This window comes from Tropicimonas isoalkanivorans (genome assembly GCF_900112335.1).
Lineage (GTDB): Bacteria > Pseudomonadota > Alphaproteobacteria > Rhodobacterales > Rhodobacteraceae > Tropicimonas > Tropicimonas isoalkanivorans.
On sequence record NZ_FOLG01000002.1, the window covers coordinates 269,741 to 286,316 of the forward strand.

General features: G+C 67.1%; 15 protein-coding genes. 10 read left to right on the forward strand and 5 right to left on the reverse strand.

The features are described 5' to 3' along the window. Positions 1 to 51: 51 nt before the first annotated feature. On the forward strand, positions 52 to 846 hold the full coding sequence (locus BM075_RS05530) for a glutathione S-transferase family protein (protein ID WP_093359656.1): 795 nt from the start codon (positions 52 to 54) through the stop codon (positions 844 to 846). 211 nt (positions 847 to 1,057) lie between these two features. Then, positions 1,058 to 2,623: a 2-isopropylmalate synthase gene (locus BM075_RS05535; protein WP_093359657.1), complete on the forward strand. Its 1,566-nt coding sequence runs from the start codon at positions 1,058 to 1,060 to the stop codon at positions 2,621 to 2,623. Here the strand turns inward: BM075_RS05535 and BM075_RS24115 are convergent. Continuing rightward, the gene (locus BM075_RS24115) at positions 2,598 to 2,798 is read right to left on the reverse strand and encodes a hypothetical protein (protein ID WP_143089820.1); all 201 of its coding nucleotides are present in this window, start codon (positions 2,796 to 2,798) and stop codon (positions 2,598 to 2,600) included. The genes BM075_RS05535 and BM075_RS24115 overlap by 26 nt on opposite strands. Before the next feature lie 160 nt (positions 2,799 to 2,958). On the opposite strand from BM075_RS24115, the gene BM075_RS05540 reads away from it, so the two are divergent. Next, positions 2,959 to 3,870 (forward strand): helix-turn-helix domain-containing protein, encoded by a 912-nt coding sequence (locus tag BM075_RS05540; protein ID WP_093359658.1) that lies wholly within the window; start codon positions 2,959 to 2,961, stop codon positions 3,868 to 3,870. A gap of 33 nt (positions 3,871 to 3,903) precedes the next feature. Here the strand turns inward: BM075_RS05540 and BM075_RS05545 are convergent, their stop codons facing one another. Then, positions 3,904 to 5,418, reverse strand: coding sequence for a mechanosensitive ion channel family protein (locus BM075_RS05545; RefSeq protein WP_093359659.1), 1,515 nt, complete (start codon positions 5,416 to 5,418; stop codon positions 3,904 to 3,906). A gap of 275 nt (positions 5,419 to 5,693) precedes the next feature. Between BM075_RS05545 and BM075_RS05550 the strand changes: the two genes are divergently transcribed. From BM075_RS05550 to BM075_RS05580, 7 genes are read left to right on the forward strand one after another with little or no spacing between them, the layout of a single operon-like run. Then, positions 5,694 to 6,731, forward strand: coding sequence for a rod shape-determining protein (locus tag BM075_RS05550; protein WP_093359660.1), 1,038 nt, complete (start codon positions 5,694 to 5,696; stop codon positions 6,729 to 6,731). 55 nt (positions 6,732 to 6,786) lie between these two features. After that, the gene (mreC, locus tag BM075_RS05555) at positions 6,787 to 7,716 is read left to right on the forward strand and encodes a rod shape-determining protein MreC (RefSeq protein WP_093359661.1); all 930 of its coding nucleotides are present in this window, start codon (positions 6,787 to 6,789) and stop codon (positions 7,714 to 7,716) included. After that, the gene (locus tag BM075_RS05560) at positions 7,709 to 8,248 is read left to right on the forward strand and encodes a hypothetical protein (RefSeq protein ID WP_093359662.1); all 540 of its coding nucleotides are present in this window, start codon (positions 7,709 to 7,711) and stop codon (positions 8,246 to 8,248) included. Before mreC ends, BM075_RS05560 begins: the two co-directional genes overlap by 8 nt. Continuing rightward, complete coding sequence (gene mrdA, locus BM075_RS05565) at positions 8,245 to 10,164, forward strand: penicillin-binding protein 2 (RefSeq protein ID WP_093359663.1); 1,920 nt, start codon at positions 8,245 to 8,247, stop codon at positions 10,162 to 10,164. Before BM075_RS05560 ends, mrdA begins: the two co-directional genes overlap by 4 nt. Then, positions 10,161 to 11,309: a rod shape-determining protein RodA gene (gene rodA, locus BM075_RS05570; RefSeq protein WP_093359664.1), complete on the forward strand. Its 1,149-nt coding sequence runs from the start codon at positions 10,161 to 10,163 to the stop codon at positions 11,307 to 11,309. Before mrdA ends, rodA begins: the two co-directional genes overlap by 4 nt. Beyond that, the gene (locus BM075_RS05575; RefSeq protein WP_093359665.1) at positions 11,306 to 12,241 is read left to right on the forward strand and encodes a 2-hydroxyacid dehydrogenase; all 936 of its coding nucleotides are present in this window, start codon (positions 11,306 to 11,308) and stop codon (positions 12,239 to 12,241) included. The genes rodA and BM075_RS05575 overlap by 4 nt, the downstream gene beginning before the upstream one ends. Before the next feature lie 50 nt (positions 12,242 to 12,291). Continuing rightward, positions 12,292 to 13,143, forward strand: a complete 852-nt coding sequence (locus BM075_RS05580; protein WP_093359666.1) for an alpha/beta hydrolase — start codon at positions 12,292 to 12,294, stop codon at positions 13,141 to 13,143. A gap of 16 nt (positions 13,144 to 13,159) precedes the next feature. Here BM075_RS05580 and BM075_RS05585 read toward each other — a convergent pair whose 3' ends face one another. The 3 genes from BM075_RS05585 to BM075_RS05595 all read right to left on the reverse strand — a co-directional run bounded on the left by BM075_RS05585 (position 13,160) and on the right by BM075_RS05595 (position 16,530). After that, positions 13,160 to 14,155: a P1 family peptidase gene (locus BM075_RS05585; RefSeq protein WP_093359667.1), complete on the reverse strand. Its 996-nt coding sequence runs from the start codon at positions 14,153 to 14,155 to the stop codon at positions 13,160 to 13,162. 15 nt (positions 14,156 to 14,170) lie between these two features. Further along, positions 14,171 to 14,911 carry a glucose 1-dehydrogenase gene (locus BM075_RS05590; protein ID WP_093359668.1) on the reverse strand — a complete coding sequence of 247 codons (741 nt, stop codon included), beginning with the start codon at positions 14,909 to 14,911 and terminating at the stop codon, positions 14,171 to 14,173. 167 nt (positions 14,912 to 15,078) lie between these two features. Then, the gene (locus BM075_RS05595) at positions 15,079 to 16,530 is read right to left on the reverse strand and encodes an aldehyde dehydrogenase family protein (protein WP_093359669.1); all 1,452 of its coding nucleotides are present in this window, start codon (positions 16,528 to 16,530) and stop codon (positions 15,079 to 15,081) included. Positions 16,531 to 16,576: the final 46 nt, after the last annotated feature.

Sequence of the window (16,576 nt, forward strand, 5' to 3'; positions counted from 1 at the left end):
TGGCCCATCTCGTGCGCGAGCGGTGACGGCAGTCAACGATCCGGAGGTTTCATGTCAGGCATAACGATCTACCACATCCCGGTCTGCCCGTTCTCACAACGCGTGGAGATCCTGTTGACGCTCAAGGGGATGAAGGATCGCGTGAATTTTCACGTCGTGGACGTCACCGAGCCCCGGCCGGACTGGCTGACGGCCAAGACCGGCGGCGCCGTCCCCCTCCCCGTTCTGGAAACCGCCGACGGCCGCATCCTGCGGGAAAGCCTCGTCATCCTGCGCTACATCGAAGAGCTTTGGCCCGACCCGCAGGTGGCCCGTTCCGACCCCTTTGAACGCGCCGTGGAGCGGATGCTCATCACACGCGAAGGCGGTTTCGCGGACATCGGCTACGGCATGGTCCTGAACCAGGACCGGACACAGACCGAGCGTTTCCGCGAGAAGATGGACGCCCATTACCTCGGCATGTCGCGCTTCCTCGACCGCCACGCGCCGGACGGCCCATTCCTGTTCGAGGACTTCGGCCTGGCCGAGGCCGTCTTCACGCCGCTCTTTATGCGGTTCTGGTTCCTCGAATACTACGAGGACTACCGCCTGCCCGACGGTCCCGAGGCCGCCCGCGTGCGGCGTTGGCATGCGGCCTGCCTCGACCATCCGGCGGCCCAACAGGTTTCATACCGCGAGATCGTGACGCTCTATTACGACTACGCGCTTGGCGTGGGAAACGGCGGCGTTCTGCCCGGCCGGGAAAAGTCCAGTTTCGTCTTCGAGCCGGACTGGAGCGACCGGCCCATGCCCCCGGCGCAAAAATACGGCTCCCCGGCGAGCGATTTCCAACTCGGCCTGCTCTGAAAACCGAATGGGCCTTCCATTTCGCCGCCGCGTCCGTATAGTCCCGCGCATGACGACCGTCCGGCATATCGCATTAGCCCCCGCTCCGCGGGCGCTGCCGCTTGCCGGCCTTCTCCTTCTCCTTAGCCGCCTCTGAGCGTGCCAGTCGGCGCGTCCGCTCAGAGGGCATGGTGACCGCGCCAGGGATTGAAGGACATCAAGGAACACCCCAATGACGAACGACAAGAACCGCGTGTTGATTTTCGACACGACCCTGCGCGACGGCGAACAGAGCCCCGGCGCGACCATGACCCATGACGAGAAGCTGGAGATCGCCCAGCTGCTCGACGAGATGGGCGTGGATATCATCGAGGCCGGCTTTCCCATTGCCTCCGAGGGCGATTTCGAGGCCGTGCGCGATATTGCCGAGGTGACGCAAAACGCCGTCATCTGCGGCCTGGCGCGGGCCAACTTCAAGGACATCGACCGCTGCTGGGAGGCCGTGCGCTACTCCGAACGGCCGCGCATCCACACCTTCATCGGTACCTCGCCGCTGCACCGCGCCATTCCGGACCTGTCGATGGACGAGATGGCCGACCGCATCCACGAGACGGTCACCCATGCCCGTAATCTCTGCGACAACGTGCAGTGGTCCCCGATGGACGCCACGCGCACGGAGTTCGACTATCTCTGCCGGGTGATCGAGATCGCCATCAAGGCGGGTGCGACGACCATCAACATCCCGGACACCGTCGGCTATACCGCCCCGCGCGAAAGCGCCGATCTAATCCGGCGGCTGATCGAGACCGTTCCCGGGGCCGACGAGATCATCTTCGCCACCCACTGCCACAATGACCTCGGGATGGCGACGGCCAACTCGCTGGCCGCGGTGGAGGCCGGCGCGCGGCAGATCGAGTGCACGATCAACGGGTTGGGCGAGCGGGCTGGCAACACGGCGCTGGAAGAGGTCGTGATGGCGATGAAGGTCCGCCATGACATCATGCCTTACACCACCGGCGTCGACACCAAGAAGATCATGAACATCTCGCGTCGGGTTGCCGATGTCTCCGGCTTCCAGGTGCAGTTCAACAAAGCGGTGGTGGGCAAGAACGCATTCGCCCACGAGAGCGGCATCCACCAGGACGGGATGCTGAAGAACCCGCAGAACTTCGAGATCATGCGCCCCGAGGACGTGGGCCTCTCCGCGACCAACCTGGTGATGGGCAAGCACTCCGGCCGCGCGGCCCTGCGCGCCAAGCTGCACGACCTGGGCTATGATCTGGGCGACAACCAGCTGAAGGACGTGTTCGTCCGGTTCAAGGCGCTCGCCGACCGCAAGAAGGAGGTCTACGACGACGACCTGATTGCGCTGATGCGCGAGGCAGGCCCGGAGACGGACGACCACCTGAGGGTCAAGTTCCTGCGGGTGATTTGCGGCACCGAGGCGCCACAGTCGGCCGACCTGACCCTGACGATGGATGGCAAGGACCACCAGGTGACCGCCACCGGCGACGGCCCGGTCGATGCCACCTTCAACGCCGTGAAGCAGATCTTCCCGCACAATGCGCATCTGAAGCTCTATCAGGTGCACGCGGTGACCGGGGGAACTGACGCCCAGGCGACCGTAACCGTGCGGCTGGAGGAGGACGGCCGGATCGTAACCGGTCAGGCCTCGGACACCGATACCGTCGTGGCCTCCGCCAAGGCCTACGTCGCGGCGCTCAACCGGCTAATCGTCCGCCGCCAGAAGGTCGGCTCCGACGAGAAGGAAATCAGCTACCGCGACGCGGTGAACTGAACGGCTCGCCAGACGGCTCGAGACCGCGGCGCAGGGGGACCCACCCCCTGCGCCGTTTCTGTTCCGGCTCGGGAATGTCCTGCATCCGGCGCGCAGGCCGATGTGCGTTGGCTGCCGAAACGCCGGGAAACAGCAGGTCCGCGACGCCGGGATAGGGCGATAGACGGCGGGTCATAGGGATTGCCTCCTTGTGTTGCTGACCCGATCATCTTGAAAAACGGCGCGTGACAGCACCGTCATGACCCGCCAGCGCCCGTAAGAAGCCCGTAAATCGCTTGGTCGGCCGGGCCGGACGGGGCAAACTGACCGGCAAAAGCCACCGTCCCGGAGGCGCCGTGCCGACCTCGCCCTCCCTCTTTGCCCGCAAGCTGCGCGAATGGCGCGCGGCCAACGGCGAGCACGGGCGGATGACGCAGGAGGAACTGGCCGAACGGCTGGACGTCAGCCTCGACGCCATCAGCAAGTACGAACGTTCCGTCTCCTTCATCCGCGGCGATCTGGAGCCGCGCCTCGCCGACCGCCTTGGGTGGCGCCGCGAGGACATCCTGGCCTGCCGACAGGATTGGGAGGACCGCCGGCAAACAGCCCCGCAGGCGCGGGAGAGGTACAGGTTGCTCGACCGGCAGGTCCTCGAAGACTCCTTTGGCGGCTCCCAGGCCAAGGCCATCGAGAATGCGCTCGTCATGGCACGGGCGGAATTCGCCGACATCCCGGAGGCGATGCAGCCACAGCCGCGCCTCTGGACGGAGGTCTACCTGCGCTTTCCGGACCATTGGGCGGCGGTCGTCTGGCAAAACCAGATCGTTGCGAAATGGGCCCTGCCCTTCCTCTGCCCCGAAGACGAAGTCCGCTTCCGCGACGGGGGGCTCGAAGAAGAGACGCTGTCAGCTGACCGCCTGCATCGCCCGCTCCTTCCGGGCAGCTACTTCGGCTACTCCCCCGCCGTCGTCGTCCTGCCGGGGCACGAAGCGGCCAGTACGCTCCAGCTCTCTTCATTCGTGCGGTTTCTGGAGGATCTGGCGTCGCGTGACGTGGTGCTTCACGGGATCGGAGCGATCTCCGTCAGCCTGGGCGGCGGGCGGCTTTGCCGGGATCTCGGCATGACGCGGCTCGGTTCTTACCGGATCTATCCGTCCTTCGACGTTTGGGAACTGCCAGGACGAGTGGTTCCCATGTCCATCTTCGGCCGGCGCAGCGCGCGCCTTGCCACTCGGTATGCGCAGGCATTCGGGGGCCCGGAGGCATGAACCGGGCCGCGGGCGACGCCGCGGCCGGGGCGTTCATGAGCGTTCCGACTCATCCTCAGATCCGCCGTCGTCGCCGGACGCATAGTCCTTCGCGCCCTCCGGCCTGCCCTTGCCCGGACCCGCTGGCTCCGCCAGGCCAAGCGCCGTCAGGCCCGCGACCGACGTGGGGTCGGTCACGCGCACATGCATGTCGGTCTGCGGGAACGGGATCGAGATGCCCTTGTCGTCGAAGGCTTCCTTGACCGACCGCGTCAGGTCCCACACCACGGTCCAGTAGTCCGCGCTCCGTGCCCAGGGCCGCACGATGAAGTTGACGGAGCTGTCGGCCAGTTCGTTCACCCGGATCACCGGCGGCGGGTCGCTCAGGACCAGCGGATGCGCGGTCACGACATCCTCCAGCACGGTCTGCGCCTCTTCGATGGAGTCGTCGTAGCCGATGCCGAACACCAGATCGACGCGGCGCGTCGCGGAGGCGGTGACGTTGGTGATGACATCTCCCCACACCTTGGAGTTGGGAATGACGATCACCTGGTTGTCCGGCGTCGTAACAGTCGTCGAAACCACGGATACGGACTGAACCGTCCCCGAGGTGCCCCCGGCGGTGATGTAGTCGCCCTCGTCGAAGGGCCTGTTGATCATGATCATCAGCCCGGCGGCAAGGTTGCCGAGCGTGTCCTGCATGGCAAACGCAATGATGAACGAGGCGCCGCCCACGACAGCGAAGAGCGGCGTGATGTCCACCCCGAGTGCCGACAGGACGATCATCAGGCCAATGGCAATCGTCACCCAATAGGCAACGAGCGCAAGGAAGGACTGCAACAGCTTGGAGAGATCGGGGACACGCGTCAGCAGGCGGCGGGAATAGCCGCGCACCAGCCGGGCAATCAGCACGAGCGCGAGGATGGAGACCAATACGACCGCGATCCGGGTGGCAAGCTGGATGCCGCCCTCCTCCGAGGTCGCCCAGTTGGCGGCGAGCCGGGCCAGCGCCCGCCAGCTTGCCTGTTGCGCCTCCTGCACCGAGATCGCGCTCTTGTAGGCCCGCATGGCGGCGATCTCGTCGGCGTTACCGCCCTTCTTTTCCCACGAACCGAGCACGGCCTCGAAACGGGTGAAGCTCTTCCCGCGGGTCTCCTTCAACTCGACGATCCGTTCCAGCTCGGCCTCCGAGGTCTGCCCATCGCCGGCTTCGGCCGCCAGCGTGGCGTCAACCACGGCCTGCGTCTGCTCCTGAATGATCGACTGCCAGTCGCCCGCGAGGACCGCGAGCTGTTCGGCCGTGAGGGGAAGCAGCCGGAGCTGAAGCGCCTGCATGGGAATGTTCGGGTCGGCGAGCTGTTCTGGATACGTGGGCGCCGCGTCTTCCTCCTGCGCCGGCTCCGCGGCGGCGGCATCGCTGGCCGTTGCATCGCCGGACGCGTCCGCGGGCTGGCTCGCCTCCGACCCTTGCGAATCGCCGGATGGCGTGTCCTGCGCCGCAACCGCTCCCGGCAACGCCAGGAGGAATACGATACTCAGCGCCCTGAGCAGCGCCCCTTTGATCTTCATGTCGTCACTCCATGCCCCGCAACGGCAGTAACCGGGATTTTACTACACGTCATTCGCGCCTCGCCACACCGAGGAATCGCCTGCACAAATCCGCGCCGGGCGATCCGGGTGGCGATACCATGAAGACCCACACAGCGCAAAACGGCCGGTCCCTGGCGCACTCGCCGGTATTGGCTCTTTTCCAGTGCAGGGTGCTTGACTATAAGTTGCGCATCCGGCGACAGCGGAGCGACCGGCAATGGTTTCTAAACGAAACGGCAACGAGCAGGAATAACATGGCGTTGTTTGGTGGGATGTTCTCCTCCGACATGGCAATCGACCTCGGGACGGCGAACACGCTCGTCTATGTAAAAGGCCGCGGGATCATCCTCAACGAGCCCTCCGTCGTTGCCTATCACAGCAAGAATGGTCGCAAGGAAGTTCTCGCCGTCGGCGAGGACGCGAAGATGATGCTCGGCCGCACGCCTGGAAGCATCGAGGCGATCCGGCCGATGCGCGAGGGTGTGATCGCGGATTTCGACACCGCGGAAGAAATGATCAAGCATTTCATCCGCAAGGTGCACAAACGCACGACCTTTACCAAGCCCAAGATCATCGTATGCGTACCCCACGGCGCGACGCCGGTGGAAAAGCGTGCCATTCGCCAGTCGGTCCTTTCGGCTGGTGCACGGCGCGCCGGCCTGATCGCGGAGCCCATCGCGGCGGCCATCGGTGCCGGAATGCCGATCACGGACCCCACGGGCTCCATGGTCGTCGACATCGGCGGCGGCACCACCGAGGTGGCCGTGCTGAGCCTCGGTGACATCGTCTACGCCCGCTCCGTGCGGATCGGTGGCGACCGGATGGACGACGCCATCGTCTCCTACCTGCGCCGCCAGCAGAACATTCTTGTGGGGGACTCCACGGCCGAACGGATCAAGACGTCCATCGGCACCGCGCGGATGCCCGACGACGGGCGTGGCGCCTCCATGCAGATTCGCGGCCGCGACCTGCTGAACGGCGTTCCGAAGGAAACCGAGATCAACCAGGCGCAGGTGGCCGAAGCCCTGTCGGAGCCGGTGCAGGCGATCTGCGAGGCGGTGATGACGGCGCTGGAAGCGACCCCACCGGACCTTGCCGCCGACATCGTGGACCGCGGCGTCATGCTGACGGGCGGCGGCGCGCTCCTGGGCGAGTTGGACCTGGCCCTCCGAGAGCAGACCGGCCTGGCGATTTCCGTCGCCGACGAGTCGCTGAACTGCGTCGCGCTCGGCACGGGCAAGGCGCTGGAGTATGAAAAACAGCTCCGACATGCGATAGACTACGAGAGCTGAAACCCTTTGGACCCGGTCACCGCCCCCGCGGGCCGGGTGGCGAGACGTGAGGCCATTGGCGAAACGTAACGGCAGCGAACTGGACTATGTCCGCCCGGTCCGGCGAATTCTGGTCGGGGGCCTGATCCTGCTGTGCCTCGGCATCTTTTTCCTGTGGCGGATCGACAGCCCCCGTGTGGAGCGGTTCCGGGCCAACCTGATCGACCGCGTCGTGCCGAGCTTCGAATGGGCCTCGGTGCCGCTGGCGCATTTCACCGGCATGATCGAGGATTTCCAGTCCTACCAACGCATCTATCAGCAGAACAAGGACCTCCGCCGCGAGTTGCAGCAGATGAAGGCGTGGAAGGAGGCCGCGGTTCAACTGGAGCAGCAGAACGCCAAACTGCTGGCGCTGAACAGCGTGCGGCTCGATCCCAAGCTGACCTCCGTCTCCGGGCTCGTGATCGCCGATTCAGGTTCGCCCTTTCGCCAGTCGGTCCTATTGAACGTGGGCGCCCGCGACGGCATCCGCGACGGATGGGCCACGATGGACGGGCTGGGGCTGGTCGGCCGCATCTCGGGCGTCGGCCAGTCCACGAGCCGTGTGATCCTGCTGACCGATGCCGCCAGCCGCCTGCCCGTCACGATCCAGCCGTCGGGCCAGCGAGCCATTCTCGCCGGCGACAACTCCGCCGCCCCGTCGGTCGATTTCCTGGAGAACCTCGATTCCATCAAACCCGGCGACCGCGTTGTCAGTTCCGGCGATGGCGGGGTGTTTCCCTCGGGCCTGCCGGTGGGCCAGCTCACCCTCGGGCCGGACGGGCGCTACCGCGTGTGGCTGGCGGCCGACTACCAGCGGCTGGAGTTCCTCCGCGTGCTGCGCAGCCACCAGGGCGAAGTCATCACCGACACCGGCGGCCTGATCGTACCGCCACAGCCGGACCCGGCGGCGGAAGCGGCCCCCGGCGAGGACGCCACGCCGCAGGAGGGCCGGGCAGATGGTTGATCCCGTCACCGCCCGGAGCTGGGGCTACCGCCTGCTCTTCGTCGCGCTCATTCTGCTGCTGGCCTTTGTGCAGATCCTGCCACTCGGCCCCGGTGCCGGCAAACTGCCCGGCCCGGACCTCATGCTCGCGCTTACCTTCGCCTGGGTCATTCGGCGCCCGAGCTACGTTCCCATTTCCTTGCTGGCCGTGCTGTTCCTGTTTCTAGACCTGATCCTTCAACGCCCCCCGGGCCTCGGTGCGGCGCTGGTGCTGGGCGGGTCCGAAATCCTGCGCGCGCGGCAGGCCGCGTCCCGGTCCATGCCGTTTCTCGTCGAATGGGCGCTGGTGACGGTGGTTCTGCTGTCGCTGGTGGGCCTGAGCCAGTTCGCCATGGCCATCGTGGTCGCCGACCGGCCGCCGCTGGGCCTCGGCCTACTGCGCGCAATGTTTACCGCCGGGGTCTATCCTCTGGTGGTCGCCCTGTCGCATTATGTGTTCAGGGTCACCGCCGCCGACCCGAACGAAGCCGACGCTCTGGGGAGCCGCCTGTGAGACGACCGACGAAAGACACCGAAGAAAGCGCCCGCCGGATCACGCGGCGCGGGTTGATCCTGGGCGGCTCCATGATTGGCTTCATGGGCGTGCTGGCCGGGCGGATGCGCTACATGCAGGTCGATCAGGCCGAGCAGTTCCGCCTGTTGGCCGAGGAGAACCGGATCAACATCCGGCTGATCCCCCCGGCGCGCGGGCTGATCTTCGACCGCACGGGAACCCCAATCGCCGCCAACACCCAGAACTATCGCATCGTGATCGTGCGGGAGGATGCGGGCGACCTGGACGAGACCTTCGCCAAGCTGCGCAAGCTCGTGCCGCTTTCGGATGCCGACGTCGAGCGCGCAATGCGGGAGATCCGCCGCCGCAGCCCCTTCGTGCCGGTTACAATCGCCGACCAGTTGGCTTGGGAAGACGTGTCCGAGGTCGCCGTGAACGCCCCTGCCCTGCCCGGTGTGACTCCGGAGGTGGGGCTGACGCGCCATTATCCGCTGGGCGAGGATTTCGCCCATGTCGTGGGCTACGTCGGTCCGGTGTCGGATTACGACCTGTCGAAGCTGGAAAACCCAGACCCGCTCCTGCAGATCCCGAAATTCCAGATCGGCAAGGTCGGGCTGGAAGCAAAGCGGGAGGACGTTCTGCGTGGCTCCGCCGGCACCAAGCGGATCGAGGTCAACGCCGGCGGGCGGGTGATGCGGGAGTTGTCCCGGCTGGAGGGCAAGAAGGGCGCCGACCTGCAGCTTACCCTCGATCACGGCCTGCAGAACTTCGTACAGGCGCGGCTGGCCGGCGAAAGCGCCGCGTCCATCGTGATGGACGTGCACACTGGCGACATTCTCGCCATCGCCTCCGCGCCGTCCTTCGACCCGAACCTGTTCGTGCGCGGAATCTCGGTCAGCGATTACCGCCGCCTGACCCAGAACGACCACCGCCCGCTCGCCGACAAGTCCGTCCAGGGGACGTACCCGCCCGGCTCGACCTTCAAGATCGTGACGGCCCTTGCCGCGCACGAGGCGGGGGTCGTGACGGCGGGCGAGACGATTTACTGCTCGGGCTACAAGAAGCTGGGCATCCGGCGGTTCCACTGCTGGAAACGCGGCGGGCATGGATTCATCGACCTGCACGACAGCCTGATGCGCTCCTGCGACGTCTATTACTACGAACTGGCGGAGCGGGTCGGGATCGACCGCATCTCCGAAATGGCGCGCCGGCTCGGCATCGGAATACGTCACGACCTGCCCATGTCTGCCATCGCCGAGGGCATCGCGCCGACCAAGGAGTGGAAACAGTCGAGCTACGGCGAGTCGTGGCGGGTGGGCGACAGCCTGAACGCCGCGATCGGCCAGGGCTTCGTTCTGGCCTCCCCGCTTCAACTGGCGGTCATGACCGCCCGGGTGGCCACCGGCGAGGGCATCCACCCGCGGCTGGTGAAATCCATCGACGCGGTGGAACAGCCGGTGCAGAGCGACGGGCCGCTTGGCATCAGTCCGACCACGCTCTCTCAGGTGCGCAAGGCGATGTATTCCGTCTCCAACTCCCGCCGCGGCACGGCCTATCGCTCCCGCCTTCTGCCGGACGACATGAAGCTCGCCGGAAAGACCGGCACCAGTCAGGTCCGCTCCGTCGTCGTCGACAACAAGAACGTGCCGTGGGACCAACGCGACCACGCGCTGTTCGTCTGCTTCGCGCCCTACGACAACCCGCGCATCGCGGTGTCCGTGGTGATCGAGCATGGCGGCGGCGGCTCTTCCGCGGCCGCCCCGGTCGCGCGCGACATCGTCGCCCGGGCCCTGCATGGGGACCTGCCCCCGCTCGACGTCTTCCCCTCCGGCGAGCGGGACAGTATCGCCGAGATCTGGGACGCCATGCCGCTGCGCCGTGAGGACGGCAGCTTCGGCCGGAGCGACCGCGCATGAGTTATCTGGAGTACCGCGTCCAGACCGTTCCCACGGGGCTGCGGAAGATCCTCCATCTGAACTGGGCCCTGGTACTGCTGCTGACGGCGGTCGCCTGCTTCGGCTTCCTTATGCTCTATTCGGTGGCCGGCGGCTCCATGCACCCCTGGGCCGAGCCGCAGATGAAACGCTTCGCCCTCGGCATGGTGGGGATGTTCGTCATCGCGATGGTGCCGATCTACATCTGGCGCAACGTCGCGGCGGTGGCCTATGCGGGCTCCGTCCTGCTGCTGATCGCGGTGGAACTCTTCGGCTCCACCGGCATGGGCGCGCAGCGGTGGATCGACCTCGGGTTCATGCGGCTGCAGCCCTCCGAGCTTATGAAGATCACGATGGTGATGTTCCTGGCCGCCTATTACGACTGGCTCGACATCCGAAAGGTCAGCCGGATCTTCTGGGTGATCCTGCCGCTTTTCATCATCCTGCTGCCCACCTTCCTGGTGCTGAAACAGCCGGACCTCGGCACCGCGATCCTGCTGGTCGCGGGCGGCGGGATCGTGATGTTCGCGGCGGGCGTCCACTGGGCCTATTTCGCGGTGGTGATCGCCGCCGGAGCCGGGCTGGTGACGGCCGTGCTGAAATCGCGCGGCACCGACTGGCAGCTGATCAAGGACTACCAATACCGCCGCATCGACACCTTTCTGGACCCCGAGTCGGACCCGCTCGGCGCCGGCTACCACATCACCCAGTCCAAGATCGCGCTCGGTTCAGGCGGCTTTTCGGGACGCGGGTTCATGCAGGGCACCCAGTCGCGGCTGAACTTCCTGCCCGAGAAGCACACCGACTTCATCTTCACCACCCTGGCGGAGGAATTCGGTTTCATTGGCGCCGCCTCGTTGCTGACGCTCTACGCCCTCATCATCGTCTTTTGCCTCGCCTCCGCCTTCACCAACAAGGACCGGTTCGCTTCACTCCTGACCATCGGCATCGCGGCGACGTTCTTCCTGTTCTTTGCCGTCAACATGTCCATGGTCATGGGGCTCGCTCCCGTCGTGGGTGTGCCGCTGCCGCTGGTCAGCTACGGCGGCTCGGCGATGCTTGTACTGCTGGCGGCGTTCGGGCTAATCCAGTCGGCCCACGTCCACCGCCCGAGAGACCGCTCATGACGCCCAAGGTTCTGTTCGCTGCCACCGACACCGCCTGGCAGGAATACGAAGGTCACCTCGGCCACGCGCTTGCCGCCGCGGGCATCGAAGCCGAGCTGTCGCCGGAGGCCGGCCCGCCGGAGACGGTGGACTACATCGTCTATGCCCCCAGCTCCAAGTTGAAGGATTTCACGCCCTTCACCCGGCTGAAGGCGGTGCTGAACCTCTGGGCCGGGGTGGAACACGTGGTTGGCAACCAGACGCTGCGCGTACCGCTGGCGCGCATGGTCGACCAGGGGCTGACCGAGGGCATGGTGGAATGGGTAACGGGCCACGTGCTGCGCCACCACCTGAACATCGACCACGCCCTGAGCCACCAGTCCGGGGAATGGGTCCGCCACGTGCCGCCCCTCGCCCGCCACCGCCCGGTGACCGTGCTGGGCCTCGGCGCGCTCGGGGCCGCCTCAGCGCAGGCGCTCGCGGGGCTGAACTTCCCTGTCACCGGCTGGAGCCGCACGCCGCGCGACGTGGCCGGGATCGACTGCCTGAGCGGTCCTGCCGGGCTGGAGGAAGCGTTAGCGCGCGCCGAGATCCTCGTGCTGCTGCTGCCGCTGACACCGGGCACGGAAGACCTGATCAATGCCGCCCATATCGACCAGCTTCCCCGCGGCGCGGTGATCCTGAACCCCGGGCGGGGCCGGCTGATCGACGACGACGCGCTTCTGGCGGCGCTGGATGCGGGTCACCTGGGGCACGCTACGCTCGATGTCTTCCGCACCGAACCGCTGCCCCCAGACCATCCGTTCTGGGCGCATCCAAAGGTGACGGTCACCCCGCACATCGCCTCCGAAACCCGCCCCGATACCGCCAGCGAGGTGATCGCCGAGAACATCCGCCGTGGCGAGGCGGGCGAGCCGTTTCTGCATCTGGTGGACCGCGACCGGGGCTACTGAGGCCTTCAGGCGCACATTGGGCCGGCGCTCATTGGCCTCCGGCCGCCGGCATGCTTAACTGGACCCCGGATGAGCCCGCGAAAGGCCCCGCAGTGATCGACCCGACCTCGTACGACAACGCCGATTTCATCCCCGACGGCGAAAGCTACTTCGACCGATGGCCGGCCGCGGCGGAGGCCTTCCGCCAACACCACCCCGAGGCGCAGCAGCGGCTCGACAGGCCCTATGGCCCCGGCGAGCGGGAAAAGTACGACCTCTTCCTGCCGGAACGTGCGAGCCCCCCCGAGGGCCTCTTCGTCTTTCTCCACGGCGGGTTCTGGCGGATGAGCGGCCGCAAGGACTGGTCGCACCTGGCAACGGGTGTTCTGGCGCATGGCTGGGCGGTCGCGATCCCGTCCTACCCGCTCGCGCCCCACGTCCATATCGCGGAAATCACGCGCGCCGTTGCCCGCGCGCTGCCGGTTCTGGCAGCCGAGGCGGCAGGCCCGATCGTGCTCAGTGGCCATTCGGCGGGCGGACACCTCGCGCTCCGCATGGTCTGCCCCGACGTGACGCTCCCGCCCGACGTGCGGAGCCGGATCAGGGGAATTCTGGCAATCTCCCCCCTCGCCGACCTGAACCCCCTGCTCATGCTGCCGATGAACGAGCACCTACAGATCGACGCGGTGGAGGCCGAACGCGAAAGCCCGATCCTCCATCCCGAACCCGACTGCGGCGTGCAGGTCGAGGTGGGCGGCGCGGAGCGGCCGAGCTTCATCGATCAGGCGATCCGGCTGGCGGACGCTTGGCAACGCAGCGACCTGACGATCACCCCCGGCAAACATCACTTCGATATTCTGGACGCGCTGGAATCGCCCGACAGCGCGATGGTGCGCAAGGCGCTCGCACTGGCGGCGGGCTGAGCCGCCGGACTGCCCGCTACGCGGGATCGCCCTCCGCCTCCACCTGCCGCCAGCAGGGAAGCGTATCGCCCGGCACGGGCGCCGCTGCCCAGACGCCCCGGGCAATCGCGCGCGACAGGCAGGCGGCGGCGGCGTGGCCGATCACCATGGGATCCAGCACCGGATCAGCGAGCGGCTGCGCTCCGGTGGTCACCGCGAAAACGAGATCGCCGTCGACGGGCGTGTGGGCCGGCACGATGGCGCGCGCCATGCCGTCATGCGCGGCAATGGCCATCCTTTGCGCTTCCGCCTTGGTCAAAGCGGCGTCCGTCGCCACCACGGCGATGGTCGTGGCCCCTCCGCGCTTCGGCTGCGGCTCGGTGCCCGGATCGAAGCCCGTCACCGGGCCGCAGCCACCGAACTCGTCATCGAATTCCCACGGGGCCGCCCAGAACCGCCCATCCGCGCCAACGACATCGCCCGCCGCATTCACCGCCACCAGCGCCCCGACCGTCACGCCATTCTCCAGCACGACCGAGGCCGACCCGAGCCCGCCCTTCAGCCTCCGGGTGGTCGCCCCCGTGCCAGCGCCTGCGGTGCCGATGGCAAAGTCCTGCGACGCCGCCGCCAGTGCCTGCGCCCCGAGCGCCTTGTAAGGGTTCTCGGACCAGTCCTTCTCCCCCCCGTTCAGCAGATCGAAGAGGATCGCGCCGGGCACGATGGGCACCCGCTGGCTGCCCACCGCAAAACCCCGCCCGGCCGCCCGCAGTCCGTCGGCCACCCCCGAGGCGGCATCGAGCCCGAAGGCGGACCCGCCCGCCAGCACGAGCGCGTCCACCTGTTGCACCAGTTTGTCAGGGGCGAGCAGATCCGTCTCCCGCGTGCCGGGCGCCCCGCCCATGACATGCACCGCCGCTGTCAGAGGCGCGTCCCCGAGCAGCACGGTCACACCGGATTTCAGTGTTGCGTCATCGGCGTTGCCGACCATCAGGCCCGGAACGTCGGTTATCAGGTTTCGCGCGCCGGGACGCATGGGTCTTTCCTTCGCTCAGATGCACCGCCCGCCGTCGACCTTCAGCACGCTGCCGGTGATCATGCTGGCTTCGTCGGAGCACAGGTAGCACGCAGCATTTCCAATGTCTTCCGGCGTCGAGAACCGCCCGATGGGAATGGTGGACAGGAACTTCTCCCGCATTTCCGGCGTGTCCTCTCCCATGAACGCGGCAAGCAGCGGCGTCTCGCCGGCCACCGGTGCCAGCGCGTTCACCCGCACGCCGGCCGGCGCAAGTTCCACCGCCATGGTGCGTGTCGCGGTGATCACCCACCCCTTGGACGCGTTGTACCAGTTCAGATTCGGCCGCGGCGAGATGCCGGCTGTCGAGGCGACATTGAGTATCGCACCAGCGCCGGCGGCCTTCATGTGCGGCACCAGGTACTTCGCCGTCAGGAAGATCGACTTGGTGTTGACCGCGAGCACCTTGTCGAAGTCGCTCTCGGCCACCCCTTCCAGCGGTCCCGGACGGTGCGTGATCCCGGCGTTGTTGATCAGGATATCCACCTTGCCGAACGCGCTGATGGCCTCCTCGGCCATGTCCTTCACGCTGCCGGAAAAGGCAACGTCGGTGAACTGCGCGATCCCGCCGACCTCTTCGGCCACCGCCCGGGCTGTCTCGATATTGATGTCCGCGATCATGACGCGGGCGCCCTCGGCGGCGAACTTGCGCGCGATGCCCGCGCCGAAGCCCGAGCCGCCGCCCGTGATGATCGCTGATTTTCCTTCCAGTCGCATCGGTCTCCTCCCTTGACCATTCCTGCACCGTCTGAAGAAGACACCTCAAAACGCCATCGGGCAACCAGATTGCAACCAAAGCAGCGCTTTGCCAAAAGCCCTTCCCGGCGGACGGCGACCGCCCCGCCGGCCATGTGGCCACGATCTTTCGGCCAAGAAATCAGCGTCTAACCGTGCCGGAGCGCGACCGTCTTGAGTTGGGAAAAGCCGTACAGGGCCTCGAACCCCTTCTCCCGCCCGTGGCCGGACTTGCCGACGCCGCCGAATGGCAATTCCACGCCGCCGCCCGCACCGTAATTGTTCACGAAGACCTGCCCGGCGCGCAGCCGGCGGGCCATGCGCATCTGCCGGGCGCCGTTCTCCGTCCAGACCGCCGCGACGAGACCGAGCCCGGTGCCGTTGGCGATCGCGATGGCCTCCTCTTCGTCCTCGAACGGCAATAGCACCTGCGCGGGGCCAAAGATCTCCTCCTGCGCCAGCCGGTGACCGGACGCCGCCCCCGCAAACAGGTGGGGCGCAACGTAATACCCGCCCGCCGGCGCATCCTCCACGATCCGGCCGCGAGCGAGGCAGTCCAGATCGGCGCCAAGCCGCAGATAGCCCTCCACGATCTGCTTCTGCCGCGCCGAGATGAGTGGACCGACCTCCAGATCCGCCATCGCCGGACCGACCCGCAGCGCCCGATAGCGCTCGGCCATCCGGTCTGCGACCTCCTCGTACCGGCGCCGCTCCACCAAAATCCGCGAGGCGGCGGAACACGTCTGGCCCGCGTTCTGAATGCCCGCGTTCACCAGAAACGGCAGCGCCGCCTCCAGGTCCGCGTCGGCGAAGACCACCTGGGGCGACTTCCCGCCCAGTTCCAGCGTCACCGGCACCACGTTCTCCCCGGCGGCCTTCTGCACGAGCTGGCCCACGGGGAACGACCCGGTGAAGGAGATATGGTCGACGCCCGCGTGGCCGGTGAGCGCCGCGCCCGCCTCCTCGCCAAGCCCCGGCACCACGTTCAGCGCCCCCGGCGGCAGGCCGGCCTCCTCCGCCAGCCGCGCGAAGGCGAGCGCGGTCAGGCACGCTTCCTCCGCCGGCTTCAGCACCGCGGCGTTGCCCATGGCCAGCGCGCCCCCCACGGAGCGGCCTATGATCTGCATGGGGTAGTTCCAGGGAATGATGTGGGCGGTCACGCCGTGTGGCTCGCGCAGGGTTAAGACGGTATAGCCCGCCTGATACGGGATCGTCTCTCCCATCACCTTGTCCGCCGCGCCGCCGTAGAACTCCATGTAGCGCGCCAGCGCGATAGCGTCGTTGCGCGCCTGGGCCAGTGGCTTGCCGACGTCCTGCGCTTCCATCCGGGCGAGATCCTCGACGCGTTCGAGCACCAACTGCCCGATCCGGGTCAGGATGCGCCCGCGCTCCACCGCGGTGGCCTGTCCCCAGTCGCCGTTCAGCGCGCTGCGCGCCGCCGTCACGGCCTCCCCGATCTCCGGTGCGCCGCCGCGCGCGATCTCTCCGATCTCCATCCCCGTCGACGGGTCTTCCAGCGGCAACGCCTCCCCGGCCCTGCGCCATTGCCCGCCGATCAGCATGTCCCGGCTGTCGAACCACCCCGCCGTCACATCTTTCATCCGTCTCTCCCTCTGCCGGCGCCACTCTGGCACGCCCACCGACGCT

Coding starts and splice junctions, on each gene's coding strand:
- BM075_RS05530 (WP_093359656.1), top strand. CDS start 52: ATGTCAGGCATAACGATCTACCACATCCCGGTCTGCCCGTTCTCACAA.
- BM075_RS05535 (WP_093359657.1), top strand. CDS start 1,058: ATGACGAACGACAAGAACCGCGTGTTGATTTTCGACACGACCCTGCGC.
- BM075_RS24115 (WP_143089820.1), bottom strand. CDS start 2,798: ATGACCCGCCGTCTATCGCCCTATCCCGGCGTCGCGGACCTGCTGTTT.
- BM075_RS05545 (WP_093359659.1), bottom strand. CDS start 5,418: ATGAAGATCAAAGGGGCGCTGCTCAGGGCGCTGAGTATCGTATTCCTC.
- BM075_RS05550 (WP_093359660.1), top strand. CDS start 5,694: ATGGCGTTGTTTGGTGGGATGTTCTCCTCCGACATGGCAATCGACCTC.
- BM075_RS05560 (WP_093359662.1), top strand. CDS start 7,709: ATGGTTGATCCCGTCACCGCCCGGAGCTGGGGCTACCGCCTGCTCTTC.
- rodA (WP_093359664.1), top strand. CDS start 10,161: ATGAGTTATCTGGAGTACCGCGTCCAGACCGTTCCCACGGGGCTGCGG.
- BM075_RS05575 (WP_093359665.1), top strand. CDS start 11,306: ATGACGCCCAAGGTTCTGTTCGCTGCCACCGACACCGCCTGGCAGGAA.
- BM075_RS05580 (WP_093359666.1), top strand. CDS start 12,292: ATGCTTAACTGGACCCCGGATGAGCCCGCGAAAGGCCCCGCAGTGATC.
- BM075_RS05585 (WP_093359667.1), bottom strand. CDS start 14,155: ATGCGTCCCGGCGCGCGAAACCTGATAACCGACGTTCCGGGCCTGATG.
- BM075_RS05590 (WP_093359668.1), bottom strand. CDS start 14,911: ATGCGACTGGAAGGAAAATCAGCGATCATCACGGGCGGCGGCTCGGGC.
- BM075_RS05595 (WP_093359669.1), bottom strand. CDS start 16,530: ATGAAAGATGTGACGGCGGGGTGGTTCGACAGCCGGGACATGCTGATC.